Here is a 13,048-nt window from a genome sequence, read left to right as displayed (position 1 = left end):
CGCCGACCATACCGACAATCCCCGCAGTTACCCCCGCAGTCTTATTCAACCTTCCGAAAAGATAGATAAGTGCTGCGACAACGGCGATCCAAGCAATCCCGCATCCCAAGATCTCTAGCAGACCTGTTCCGGGCGCGAGAATGCTCCGAGGTTCCAATTCCATTGGCGCTCACCTTATTTGATAGCAATCCGAATGATTTTACATAACAGATACTAACGTCGACATTTTGCACATTTTAAGGTAACGCTCAAGCGCGTCGAGAACTTCGGCTTCAGTCCCGGAAACGTCCCATACTGTCGGCCACCCGCCATACTTATTCACCAGATCGCGCGCCAGATACCAACGACCGCCTGAAGGCGGCCGTTGCCTGGTGCGGGCTTTCGGCATGAAGTCGACGCTCCTGTACCTCGACGTCGGAATGCGTTCCGGCCACCTGCTCGATCATCTGCAGCGACATCAGCGTCAGGCGCGCCTCACCGCATTTCTCTATCGTCGCCTGCAGCTGCGACTTCAGCACCGGCGAACCGTCGCGCAGCGCAGCCGCGACCAAGTCGTCGCGCATCGTACGCAGCGCTGCGCGACGTCGGCCCGCTCATCCGCATCGCGATCGAAGGACAGCCGCTCGATCATCTCGATCGCCAGGCCTTGAACGCGCGCGCGCAAAGCTGTGAATTCGGTACGGCTGTAGCTGCGCAACGGCATCTGTGCCAGCTGCTGCAGGGAACGGTCGGCCATCGTTCAGGCAGTCGCCGGCTGCGTTGCCGCGCCAAAGGCCTCGGCTCGGGATTCGTCCGTGACGGCATCGCGCGTCACGATCGCCGTTGCGCACCGCTTCGAGAGTGGGCGCTTCGCTATTCTCTGAGCGCGCGATCGACGGCTCGTACTAATCTATCCGATGGTTTTCTACGTGCTCGCCCCAAAACTTAATCGGATCGCGACGAACGATTAGTTGCGATCACACTAATCACCAAGCCGCATCGCTACACCTTGGGGCCGCCCGAAAAGCGCGGATTTTACCGCCATCGACTATCAATCAGGCGAATCGATTCCACCAGTGATAGCATCCGCGGCCGCAGAGGCACGGCATCTCATCTGTACGATTGGAATATGCTGGTTTGTCCATCGCGACTCACCAACATGACGTTGTACGGCAAGTGGCGTCCGTTATATGCCGGCCCGTCCATACCAGGAGCCCCAATCGGCATGGAAGGTACAGCCAATCCGATTGCTTTCGGTCGCTCGCGCAGAAGGCGCTTGATTTCACGAGCCGGAACATGTCCTTCGATAGCATATCCCTGCACGATACCCGTATGGCACGAAGCGTAGCGATCAGGCATGCCTGCTTTACGTCTTGCCTCGACTGTATCGTCGACATTTTGCACGGCCACCTTGAAGCCGTTGTTCTTGAGATGTGATACCCAGTCTTCGCAGCAACCGCAGGTTGGTGTCTTCCATACTTGCACGACAGGCTTGCCAGCAGTCTCCTGCGAAAACGCTATGACGGGCAAAAGTGCCAACCCGGCCACGACTGATCGCCTTGCGTGTGAAATCGATCCGACCTTCAAAGGCTTTTTCATACAAACTCCTCCTTAATTGAATGGGTATATCGGCGGAAACTATCCAGTACCGGACATGATCAACTTGCCAAGTATTGAGCGTACTGTACTGTTGCATGGCATTAGCGGATATTACCAGTGTCCCCAAGGGAGTAGCGCCCAGGTTGGGTGTTGATCGCCTTGACGGTGTGGGCGACAATTGCTTCAACGCCGAGCTGCCCGAACTCCGAGCTTGCGTGACGCGGGTCGCCGCCATAGACTCCATCCGCAACCCCGGGTTTAGCCGCGTTGCGCAGTTCTTCGACACGCACCATTTGCGGAACAACCGCCAGTTGCAATGATGTGTCCGCGAGTCCGGCGTGCGTACCGATCTCGTCGCTTCGCACGCGACGCTCGCGCAAAATCTGCGCGTAGCCGTCAAAACTCGACGCATAATATTCTGATGGGACGAACGCACGCGCGCGTGACCCCGTCCAGGGCATGTCGTTATACACAACGTCCTCGTTGTTCGGCGACGGCGACGAAGCCCGTTTACTTTCAATGACATAGAGCGGCGCTTGTAAACTGTCGGCGGATCGCGTCTACTCTCCGCTTTTGAGCGGATGCCTTGGTCACCGAATCGACGCCCTGGACACAAACGGAATTCGAGCAACTGGACCTTGGCGACGCGCGCCTGAACAAGCGAGCGAGGCTTTTGATGGAAAGGATGGCGGCGGACCCGACGGCCAGCGTGCCGCAGGCATGTCACGGTTGGGGCGAAACGATAGCGGCGTACCGCTTCTTCGATAACGAGAAGGTCCAGTGGCATGCGATTCTGGAGCCGCATTGGCAGCAGACGCAAAAGCGGATGCAAACGCATCAGGTTGTGCTCTGTCTTCAAGACACCACCGAGCTTGATTTCAATGGTCAGGATGCGCTCGGATTGGGGCCGCTGACGTATGAGGCGCAGCGCGGGATGTTTGTTCATCCGACCTATGCGGTGACGCCGCAGCGCGAGCCGTTGGGCATCCTTGACGTATGGATGTGGGCCCGCGAGAAGAAGGACGACTCGGGCCGACGTGGTGGCCCGAAGGAAAGTTTGCGTTGGATCGAAGGCTACGAGCGCATCGCCGAGATGGCGCCGGATATGTCCTCGACCCGTCTGCTGTATGTGGCCGACCGCGAAGCGGATTTGATGGCGTTGATGGAGCGCGCCGACGCGTTGGGCAACCCGGCCGACTGGCTGGTACGTGCCGCGCATAACCGCAGCCTGCCCGAAGGCGATAAGTTGTGGGAGTACGCCACGCACGACGAAGCGGTGGGCGAAATCGCCTTCCCGATGGCCGCGCGCCAAGGTGTGAAAGCGCGCACGGTGCGCCAGCGCCTGTGGCTGCGGCGCGTGCAGTTGCCTGCGAGCAAGGGCAAAAGCGTCGCTGCAACGTGCCTGGTCGCGCGCGAGTTTGACGCACCAGCCGGTGTGAAGCCGATCGAATGGCGCTTGCTGACTAACCGTACGGCGACCACGCTGGATGAAGCGACGGAATTGATCGAGTGGTATCGGGCCAGATGGGAAATCGAAATCCTGTTCAACGTTCTGAAGAACGGCTGTCAGGTCGAAGAACTGCAGTTGGGCACGATTGAGCGACTTGAGCGTAAGCGCTCTTTGATTGACGCCATTGCACGGCGAGGCTGATTCACCGAGGCTACGTGTCCATGTTCAATGAGCGTGGACAGGTGTGCATGAACGAGCAACGCGGAGGTTTGCAGAGCCGATTGGTGGTCGATCGCAAGCGAGACGGACGGCGTAAGTACGACGAGGATGCAAAGCGCGAATTGATACAGGCGTGTCTGAAGCCCGGGGTGTCGATCGCGCGGACGGCCATGGAGCACGACGTCAATCCAAACCTCGTTCGGACGTGGATTTCCAAGTATCAGCGCGAACAAGCCGCGGGCGAGATAGTCAGCTCCGTGACGGAGCCGTCACGAGAGGCTCGCGTCGAGCTGCCGGCGGCTTCCGTGCATGAGGAATCAGCCTTTATGCAGGTCGTCACCTCCGCGGTTGCTCCCACTCCGACTAAATTGGCTGCGGCATTCTCACTGAATGTGCACCTGCCAAACGGCGTTTCCTTAGAATTGGGCCCGGCGAACTTCGATGAACTGACGGCCGTTGTGCAAATGCTCGGGAGGCTGCCATGTTCCGGTTCGACGAAGGGCTGAAGGTTTATCTGCATCGCGATCCAGTCGACTTCCGCATGGGCATCAACGGACTGTCGATCCTGGTCGAACAGGCGATGCGCCTGAACCCGATGACCTCGGCGCTGTTCGTCTTCGGCAACCGCCGGCGCGATCGAATCAAGATTCTCGGCTGGGGCGGCAACGGCTTCTGGTTGCTGCTCAAGCGACTCGAAGCCGATCGCTTCATCTGGCCGAACGGAGGCGACACAATCACGCTCAGCGCCGAGCAATTGCACTGGCTGCTCGACGGCATCGACCTGGCCGTGATCCAGAAGCATCCCCAGCGATATTACGCGCGGATGAGCTGAACACCGCGCGGGTGACATGGTCTAATCGGCCATGCCGAACAGCCCCGTCATGCCGAGTGTTGAGGAATACCAGGCACTGCTCGCCGAACGCGATGCGCTGCGCGGTGAGCTTCGACTCGTGACGGCCCAGCGCGATCTGGCCGAAGAGAAGCTGCGGGCCTACAAGCACGAACTGTTCGGTGCATCGAGCGAGGCGCGCCATGCCGACCAGCTCGGCCTGTTCAACGAAGCAGAGGCATTGGCGGCGACTGCCGACGCGCCCGCGCGTGAAGACGTGCCCGGCACCTCGGTCGCCGCCCACACGCGCGGCAAGCGCGGGCGCAAACCACTCAATCCGAGCCTGCCGCGCGAGGTCGTGCGGCACGAGTTGCCAGAAGCTGAACGATTCTGCGCGCACGACGGCCACGCCCTCGTCGAGATTGGCGTAGAAACGAGCGAACAGCTCGACGTGATTCCCGAGCAAGTGCGCGTCGTTCAGCACCAGCGGGTCAAGTACGCCTGCCCTTGCTGTGATCTCGGCATTAAGGTCACGCCAGCGCCGACGCGCATCATCCCTCGCGGGCTGCTCACGGAATCCGCGCTGGCGTGGATCATCACTGGCAAGTACCAATACGGCATGCCACTGTATCGCCAGGCCACGCTGCTGCGTCGCTTCGGCGGCGACATCTTGTCGAACACGCTGGCCGCTAGCGTGGTGCGAGTGGGGCTTGCTACGCAGCCGGTGATCAACCTGATGCGTGACGCGCTGCTCGAATCCGACCTGATCTACGGCGACGAGACAACGTTCCAGGTGCTGAAGGAACCGGGACGAAGGCCGCAGGCAAAGAGCTACCTGTGGGCGCAGGTCAACGGCTCAGGGCCGCCCGTGCGGATGTTCTCGTACTCGCCGGGACGTGGTGCCCAACATGCGCAGAAGCTCTATGCCGGCGTGCAGCCCGACACTGTGCTGATGACGGACGGGTACGAACTCTATAACGGCATCGCCCACGATCACCAGCTCGTGCATCTCGGATGCTGGGCGCATGTACGCCGCGGCTTCATCAAGGCCGAGGAGTCGGTGCCGAAAGCGGCACGCTCATCGGATCTGCTGGCCACGCGCTTCGTTAAGCTGATCGGCAAGCTGTTCACGGCCGAGGCGCGAAGCGCGAAGTGGACGCCTGAACGCCGGCAGCGATTGCGTACCCGATACAGCGCCCGAGTGCTCTCCCTCGTCGAACGCATGATGGTCGAGCATCTGCCCGCCGTCGTGCCGTCGAGTCTGCTCGGCAAGGCGCTGCAATACATGAGCGGGCAATGGCCCAAGCTGGTCCGCTACATCGAGAACGGCAACTGGCCACTCTCGAACAACCTGTGTGAAAACGCGATCAGACCGTTCGTCGTCGGCCGCAAAGGCTGGCTGTTCTCCGACACTGTCGCCGGCGCGCAGGCCAGCGCCAATCTGTACTCCCTCGTCGAGACGTACAAGGCGAACGGCATCGAACCGTATCGCTACCTCGTCTGGCTGTTCACGAAGCTGCCTCTCGCTGCAACCGCCGACGACTACGCGGCCCTCATGCCATGGAGCATGCCTGCCACTCCCAACCTCTGATGGGTGTCGTTAAAAGACCGCATACACTTGAGCGCGCGTTGGCGCTGTTCCTTGTGGTGGCTTGGCGCGTGACCTATCTGATGCGGCTGGGGCGCACCTGCCCTGATTTGGACGCGCGTCTGTTCTTCGATCCCGATGAAATTCGGGCTGCGTACCTGCTTACGAAAACGCCTCGATCTGCGCAACCCAAGCTCAACGAAGTGCTGCGCTTGGTCGCGCGTCTCGGTGGATTCCTCGCTCGCAAGAGCGACGGCGAACCCGGCGCTGAGACGATCTGGAAGGGACTCACGAAAGTTCATATCGCCGCGGAAACCATGCGCTTATTACGCGATGACGGTGACGCCGGCACTTCTGTATAACGACATGCGTCCAGGGCCTATTAAGTCGCGCTACCACGCATTTGATGTCGTCCTGATAGCCGCCATGGTCCCCGAGAAAAACGATATTCACGAAGCCGTGAATTTTGAAACTGTGAGCGGCGGACTCTAGGGTCCTTTCAAATACGTCGTCAGGCACCGTAATCGTACCGGGAAAGCGCATGTGGGACGTGGGTGGCGCATAGCCGCCCTCTGGAACGTAGGCAATCACGGGGGCGACGAGCGCGTTGCCGAGACCCTCCGCGATGCGCCGAGATAGCACCCCGACGCGCGCGTTGTGCTTGCCAAGCGCGACTACGGCCCGCTTTGCTCAGTTCCGCCGATGGGAACGACGATAGTGGTCTTGCCGGCGTGGATCTGATCACGCAGTTCGGTCCAGGTCAAGTCCTCTAGTTGAATCGTCTGAGACGTCTGCGCCAAGACAGAATGTGTCGCTGCCAAAGCGACAGTGGCGGCACAAGCGACTTGAAGGATGAATTGCATACCGGACTCACCAGGCAAATTGGAGAACTCGGCTCACGAGTCTACTCGCACTTTCTACCAAACGAACAGGCTTCGGCACGTCGCGAAGTACAAGTTGGCGTCCGCTCCACTAGCCCGCAATGATTCGCAAAAAAAAGTGCCCCGGACAATACTGCCCGGGGCATAAAAGGTGAGCCACACGGTTAGCGCCTTTCTCGCTTAGACGCTAGGGTGAGGACGACGTGGGATGGCTCACCTGCGTGGACGGTGAAGATCACGGATTGCGGTATAGCGAGCGGTCGTTGATCATGAACGATTCGGAAGCCGAGCGCACACCGCTTTGCGCGGCGCTCGTGGCGTCGTTGCCATAGCCGTCCTGCCCATATTCCTTCCGCACCGTGGCACCAGCTGCTTGTGCGTTGGCGCTCGCGGCTACGCTCGGCAATTGCGGATACTTGTGGTCCGCATCGGCGAATGCCGGTGCAGCGATCAAACTCGAAACGAGCGCGATGGTCAGGGCTACAAAAGCTGCTATCTCTTTCATTTCAATCTCCCAGGCAATTAACTTGAACGATCCGAGGGCCTTCCGTTCTGCATCAAAACCCGCGTGATCGCAATGGTCACAAGCATGCAGGAATTCACCCAATTGCAGCGTGGCAGCAGCATTACATCTTTGTCACATACAGCGCAACGCAAACACGATGGAACGCAGATGAGGCCGCAAAAAAGACCGCATAGAATCCAACCTCGCAAAATTTACCACATTCCTTGATATGTTTGGAGTAGACGAGCACACCCGATTCAAGACTGGAAAGGTTGGAGGGGCACGGAGAGAAGCAAGATCACGGCGCGGGATGGTCGGTCATATTATTTTTTCCTATAAACACCGACAGCATGTTTTGAAAATGTCGATTGAGTCCTATCCTGATGTGACCGCAGATAAGGATCTCGCGTCGATTCGGTCCTTACATGCTTTTGAAGTTCATTGTACTTGCTTTCCGGCATGCCATTCGCAAATGCGGCAGCCGAGATAGAAAGCACACCAAGCATAACTAGCAATCTTGAAGTCTTCATTTCTTCCACCATACCGATTCAAAAAATCTGTTCAGCGGCATCCCGGGACGTCACGTATCTGCCGAACATCATCAGCCCTATCCGGAGTTACCGAGGCGGGCAATTTCCGGTCTTGACGTGAAGATTTTGACAAGGGTACGATTTCGGCACCTGAATTTTCGAGCTCTCCTCGGCTTGGCTGACCTTTCCAGATTCGGCGGTCACACTCCTTGCTGCACAAGCGGAAAGCAGCAACGTGATGCAGCTCGCCAACAGCATGTACTTGTGGCGAAAAGTCTTCATATCTCCTCCAGGCCTTCAATTGCATCGCAAATCTCGTTTTGGGAGCCACCTGAGCGGAATAAAAGCAAATTCACTTCGATCGGCGTACTTGCAAGAGATGCCTTTTCGTATCACCACAATTCCCAAATAGCCATATGCAAGTACCACCGATCCACGGATTTACAGCATCATTTAGTTTGACGAAAAACGTCCCAACCGATAAAGCTCGCGATTTCTCTGGATAGTTGCTTCGCTCGGCGGATAATCCGATTTGCTACTCGGGATTAGACCGTCCTTTTGGGCCTGAATCAGCTCCGCGTATACTTCCGCCCTCGTTTTTCCGCGCACCGGGTTTCCCGATTGGCTATTCGCGGCACTCGAGTATCCGACACCGCTGTCTTGTGACATACCGGAATCAGCGAACGCAGGGTAAATCGTCGCAAAGCTGGCGACTGCGATCAAGATAGTTGCGATTTTCATACAATCCTCCATGTCAGGGAACTACAAATGAATACTACGCAACGCACCCGACGAATGCATGGCTGATAGATTAAGATTCTGAAATCTGAGCGCCATTGAGGATTGTTTCCATGGCCCCAATTCTTGAATGCGATTAACGGCGCTCATATATATGGACGCCGTTGTGTTTTAATTCGATTAAGGGGGCAAAATTTGAGCGAGCTCGCGAGCCTTCGCCCAATAGGAGGAAAACCTTATTGCGGACTTTGGAGGCCGAGTACAGAGACTAACAGGAGGATCGCCGTCGCCGCACCCGACTCGATCAACAAGCTCTTGCGCAAAGCAGCTATTGCACCAACATGATCTCCGATTCGCATTTTCTCTTCGAGACGTGGCGTCAAGTGAAAGCGATTCGCCCCAGCAAGCGCGAGCATCAAAGCGAAAAACCCCAGCTTAGTCAACAAGAGCTGGCCGTACAACGTCGATGTCAAACCACTAAGTGTGAGTCCGGAGATCATGCCGTAGTTGATCAGCCCGGTTGCGGTGAGCGTCAGAACGATCATTGTCCCAATCGCGGCAAAGCCGGCCAATGTCCTTTGCAAAAGCTCGAATTGTTGATTCGGTGATGCATGGTTTACGCGAAGCAGCAATACAAAGGCCGTCAAGGCGCCCACCCATCCGCCCGCGGCAGCAAGATGAAGAATGTCGGCCGACAGATGAAGCACACCTTTGCCACCGCTGTCCATTGCCCCATGACCACCCCAAGCCAAGGTGGCCAACGCGATCAATCCGGCACTGGCGGTGATCGCGAATCCGTACGTCGGGCGACGCACCAAAAGCGGCGTGACTACGAGGGCGACACTGAGTGCGACGAGTCGAAGGACCCATGCTGCGCCCAACGCCGTGCCAGACACAATCATCTCAAAAGCGTGCCGACTCACGCTGAAATAATCTTCCGCGCCCGTCATCATCTTTGCCAGTACGAGCATGCTGAGTAAGGACATCACAATCCCGACTACGGCCGCTCCGCCGAGGATGGCGGAAAATTGTCTCGTGATGTGCAGGGATCGACGCTCGTGATGCTGCAAGGCATACAGACCAAAAAGCGGGAGGCCAAAGAGCAGCATCAGGTCCATGTAAAGAATGAACCGAATTGCGATGTTTACCCAGCTGTCCATAATATTCACTTCACAATAAACGTGATCTTCCCGGTGATCGGGTGCGTGTCGGACGACACGGCGCGCCAGTCGACTCGATACGTACCGGCCGTGAGCGGTTGAGCAGGAGTAATCACCATCGTCTTGGGATCATCGCTTCCGGAAACCTTGGCTGCGATCTTCATGGCGGAATGGTCCGTCATCCCCGGCATGCTCGTCATCACAAGGCCCGCACCGGAGAACTGAGTCATCAGATTCTCCGAAAAGTGAAGTTCGATCTTCTGAGGTGCGGAGCCTTCAGTGTTGTCCTGCGGCGTCGACGAGAGCAGTTTCGGGTGAGCAAATGCAGCCGTTGCGACTACGAGGCCAGCAGCAGCGACGAAAGTTCTCGAAACAAAACGTTGGAGCGACATAGTAAATCTCCCTTTCAAGTAAATAGTGATAGTTATCTTGTTGCCCTACTTTCAATCACCGTACGGCAAGCAAGCTTCTGCGTTTCAGAACCACACACGTACGCCGGCCACGAACGACACCTCGTTCCGGCGCCCGCCCTCGTGCTCAACAAAGCGCGCGGTGTTGCCGTATGAACGATCCCAGGTAATGCCAATGTATGGCGCAAACTGACGATCGACCTCATATCGCAAACGCAAACCCAAGGAACTGTTCGCCAAACCAGCCCCCTGCTCTCTTGCTGCATCGCTTTTTCCATATATGTTGAGTTCCAGCGACGGCTGAAGAATCAGGCGATTTGTGATCAGGAAATCGTAGGTCCCTTCGAGGCGCATCGACGTTTGTCCACTCTGTCCGACGAACGCAGTGGCTTGCGTTTCGAAGTTGTAGAGCGCGAGTCCCTGAATACCAACAGCCGCCCACGTTTGCGACCTTCCCGGCTTGAAGTTATGGCGAACTCCTCCAACCACATCCCACCAAGGGCCGATCGAGTGCCCCCAAAGCGCTTGAACTTCGGCGTCTTCAAGTCCCTTCGTTGTCCGTTTCCCTTCCGACCGCAACCAGAGACGATCGACGTCACCTCCGACCCACCCGGTTCCATTCCAGTTCAGAACACCGCCATCGCTGCCGTTCTGCCACTCGAGGTTATCGAGCAGGAACAGATAGTTGATCTCCTTATCGCCCATATCATGCAAGTGGCCGCCGGTGAAGACCGCTTTACGGTCTTCATCCGTCAATGGCGGTACCGGCGATGGCACGCTTTTCGGCGAGGACTCCATCGGTTGCATGGTCGGCTCCCCCACTCCTGCCGATTGATTCGATCCTGAGGACTCGGCCATTGCCGATACGGGCGCCATGGTGACAAACATTACGGTCGCGGCCGTGGCGGCAAATTTCCCATATTGCTTTTTTTCGAACATGAGAGCCCTCACTCCTCTACAGCCACTTCGCGGAACATGCCAGTCTCCATGTGGAAAAGAAGGTGGCAATGGTAGGCCCAACGACCAAGCGCGTCGGCTGTGACGCGATAGCTACGCTTGGAGCCAGGCGCGATATCGATGGTGTGCTTGCGGACCATGAAACGACCTTGGTCGTCTTCGAGATCGCTCCACATACCGTGCAGATGTATCGGATGAGTCATCATCGTGTCGTTAACCAACACCAACCGGACCCGCTCACCATACTTGAGACGAATGGGCTGAGAATCTCCGAACTTGACGCCATTGAACGACCAGACAAATTTCTCCATATGGCCGGTCAAATGCAATTCGATCGTTCGAGCAGGTTCGCGGCCGTCTGGATCCGCAAACGTACTTCGCAGATCGGAGTATGTCAGCACCCGCCGACCATTGTTTCGCAAACCGATGCCAGGATCGTCAAGCCGCGGGGTTGGGCTCATTGCTTGCGCATCGACGAGCGGATTACCATTTTCCGTCGCAGGATGGGACTGCATTGCGCCCATGCCCTGCATTGAACCGTGATTCATGCCGGACATGGATGCGTGGCTCATTCCCTGCATATCGTCCATGCCCTTCGTTGCACCGCCATCCATTCCGGACATGCCGCTCATGCCTTGCATGGAGCCGTGGTCCATCCCGGACATGCTTTGCATCGAACCATGATCCATGCCGGACATATCACCCATGCCCTTCATTGCACCGCCATCCATTCCGGACATGCCGCTCATGCCTTGCATAGAACCGTGGTCCATCCCCGACATGCTACTCATACCCTGCATCGAGTCATCACTCATGCCTGACATTCCGGACATACCTTGCATCGACCCATGGTCCATTCCAGTCATGCCCCCCATGGAGCCATGGTCCATTCCTGCCATACCCCCCATCCCCATATCGTCCATCGTAACCAACGGACGAGGATCAAGCATCGGAACCGGCGCCGAGAGGCCCTGGCGCACAGCCAACGTCGCTCTCGCGTAGCCCGTCCGGTCCATCGATTGCGCGAAGATGGTGTACGCCGGTTCGGAGGTCGGCTCCACAATGACGTCATAGGTCTCGGCCACTGCGATACGAAACTCGTCGACGCTGACGGGTTTGACCGGTTGGCCGTCAGCGGCAACCACTGTCATTCGCAGCCCGGGGATACGGACATCGAAATAGGTCATCGCGGAAGCATTGATGAAACGAAGGCGCACTCGCTCGCCAGGACGGAAGATTCCCGTCCAGTTTCCATTCGGCGCAAGCCCATTGGCGAGATAGGTGTAGGTGTACGCGCTGACGTCGCCGAGGTCGGTAGGACTCATGCGCATTTCAGCCCACATCTTCCGGTCAGCGATGGTCGCGCTCAGACCGTCCTTCTTGACGTCTCGGATGAAATCCCCGAACGTTCGTTGATGGAAGTTGTAGTAATTCGATTGCTTCTTGAGCTTGGCTTTTACGCGCTTAGGGTTCTCGTCGGTCCAATCCGAGAGCATGACCACGTAGTCGCGATCGTACTTAAATGGCTCAGGATCCTTCGGATCGATCACGAGCGGACCATACACACCGGTTTGCTCTTGCAACGACGAGTGGCTGTGATACCAGTAAGTTCCGTGCTGCTTTACTTTGAAGCGATAGGTATAGGTCTCGCCGGGGTCGATTCCGTTGAAACTCAGTCCTGGCACGCCGTCCATGTTGGCAGGCACGATAATCCCGTGCCAGTGAATCGAAGTTTGATCGGACATACGATTCGCAACGCGTAAGGTAACGACGTCACCTTCCTTCCACCGCAGAACAGGACCGGGCAACGTCCCATTGATCATCGTGGCAGTTCGCGCCCGGCCGGTAATATTGATCGGCGCTTCGGAGATGGACAGATCGAAGTCGTTACCCGCCTGCACGCGAGGCTGGTCCGGGCTTGTCATCGCCCAGACCTGCGGGCGCCAGATCCCCAAACCGCCGACCAAGCCGGCTGCGCCTAGGCCTTTCACGAAGGTTCGTCTGCTGATATTCGATCGCATCTATCAGTATCCAGTTGATATTGGTTTGAGTTTCACCACTTGGCAGCCACGGATTCTAAATCAACAAGCGGCGAGCCCCACGTTCAGCGCTAGAGTCATAGCTGGCGTTTCGACCTGCGACCTCGCTCAACCATCTCAACGACGCCCATCGGATTGTGGCCCCTCGTCGGCACGCGCAGGAC

General features: G+C 57.4%; 11 protein-coding genes and 4 pseudogenes. 5 read left to right on the top strand and 10 right to left on the bottom strand.

Features of this window, described 5'->3' with window-relative positions:
- Positions 1-425: 425 nt before the first annotated feature.
- From LXE91_RS41365 to LXE91_RS41355, 3 genes and pseudogenes are all read right to left on the bottom strand, one after another.
- Positions 426-736 (bottom strand): annotated as a pseudogene (locus LXE91_RS41365) (integrase); the annotation flags it as partial.
- Between the two features lie 353 nt (positions 737-1,089).
- Positions 1,090-1,578, bottom strand: coding sequence for a DUF411 domain-containing protein (locus LXE91_RS41360; protein WP_077186796.1), 489 nt, complete (start codon positions 1,576-1,578; stop codon positions 1,090-1,092).
- A gap of 101 nt (positions 1,579-1,679) precedes the next feature.
- Positions 1,680-2,051 carry a creatininase family protein gene (locus LXE91_RS41355; RefSeq protein ID WP_306172480.1) on the bottom strand — a complete coding sequence of 124 codons (372 nt, stop codon included), beginning with the start codon at positions 2,049-2,051 and terminating at the stop codon, positions 1,680-1,682.
- A gap of 113 nt (positions 2,052-2,164) precedes the next feature.
- Here LXE91_RS41355 and LXE91_RS41350 point away from each other — a divergent pair.
- The 5 genes and pseudogenes from LXE91_RS41350 to LXE91_RS41330 all read left to right on the top strand — a co-directional run.
- Positions 2,165-3,223: pseudogene (locus tag LXE91_RS41350) on the top strand (IS4 family transposase); the annotation flags it as partial.
- A 53-nt stretch (positions 3,224-3,276) separates the two neighbouring features.
- Complete coding sequence (gene tnpA, locus LXE91_RS41345; RefSeq protein WP_027810101.1) at positions 3,277-3,753, top strand: IS66-like element accessory protein TnpA; 477 nt, start codon at positions 3,277-3,279, stop codon at positions 3,751-3,753.
- Positions 3,729-4,079 (top strand): IS66 family insertion sequence element accessory protein TnpB, encoded by a 351-nt coding sequence (tnpB, locus tag LXE91_RS41340; RefSeq protein ID WP_027810102.1) that lies wholly within the window; start codon positions 3,729-3,731, stop codon positions 4,077-4,079. Before tnpA ends, tnpB begins: the two co-directional genes overlap by 25 nt.
- Before the next feature lie 31 nt (positions 4,080-4,110).
- On the top strand, positions 4,111-5,667 hold the full coding sequence (gene tnpC, locus LXE91_RS41335) for an IS66 family transposase (protein WP_046544050.1): 1,557 nt from the start codon (positions 4,111-4,113) through the stop codon (positions 5,665-5,667).
- A gap of 26 nt (positions 5,668-5,693) precedes the next feature.
- Positions 5,694-6,026 (top strand): annotated as a pseudogene (locus tag LXE91_RS41330) (IS4 family transposase); the annotation flags it as partial.
- Between the two features lie 10 nt (positions 6,027-6,036).
- On the opposite strand, the pseudogene LXE91_RS41325 reads toward LXE91_RS41330, so the two are convergent.
- The 7 genes and pseudogenes from LXE91_RS41325 to LXE91_RS41295 form a co-directional block, all read right to left on the bottom strand.
- Positions 6,037-6,527, bottom strand: a pseudogene (locus LXE91_RS41325) (creatininase family protein); the annotation flags it as partial.
- 253 nt (positions 6,528-6,780) lie between these two features.
- Positions 6,781-7,152, bottom strand: coding sequence for a hypothetical protein (locus tag LXE91_RS41320; RefSeq protein ID WP_143282329.1), 372 nt, complete (start codon positions 7,150-7,152; stop codon positions 6,781-6,783).
- 881 nt (positions 7,153-8,033) lie between these two features.
- Entirely contained in the window at positions 8,034-8,321 is a 288-nt protein-coding gene (locus tag LXE91_RS41315; protein WP_075687087.1) for a DUF4148 domain-containing protein, read from the bottom strand.
- A 233-nt stretch (positions 8,322-8,554) separates the two neighbouring features.
- Complete coding sequence (copD, locus tag LXE91_RS41310; protein ID WP_229278267.1) at positions 8,555-9,436, bottom strand: copper homeostasis membrane protein CopD; 882 nt, start codon at positions 9,434-9,436, stop codon at positions 8,555-8,557.
- Between the two features lie 47 nt (positions 9,437-9,483).
- Positions 9,484-9,870: a copper homeostasis periplasmic binding protein CopC gene (gene copC / locus LXE91_RS41305; RefSeq protein WP_027810007.1), complete on the bottom strand. Its 387-nt coding sequence runs from the start codon at positions 9,868-9,870 to the stop codon at positions 9,484-9,486.
- A gap of 84 nt (positions 9,871-9,954) precedes the next feature.
- A complete protein-coding gene (locus LXE91_RS41300; RefSeq protein WP_089444650.1) occupies positions 9,955-10,827 on the bottom strand; it encodes a copper resistance protein B in 873 nt (290 codons plus the stop codon).
- 8 nt (positions 10,828-10,835) lie between these two features.
- On the bottom strand, positions 10,836-12,866 hold the full coding sequence (locus LXE91_RS41295; RefSeq protein ID WP_027810005.1) for a copper resistance system multicopper oxidase: 2,031 nt from the start codon (positions 12,864-12,866) through the stop codon (positions 10,836-10,838).
- Positions 12,867-13,048: the final 182 nt, after the last annotated feature.

Source organism: Burkholderia contaminans, assembly GCF_029633825.1.
GTDB classification, from domain to species: domain Bacteria; phylum Pseudomonadota; class Gammaproteobacteria; order Burkholderiales; family Burkholderiaceae; genus Burkholderia; species Burkholderia contaminans.
This window is presented reverse-complemented; position numbering and strand designations above follow the sequence as displayed.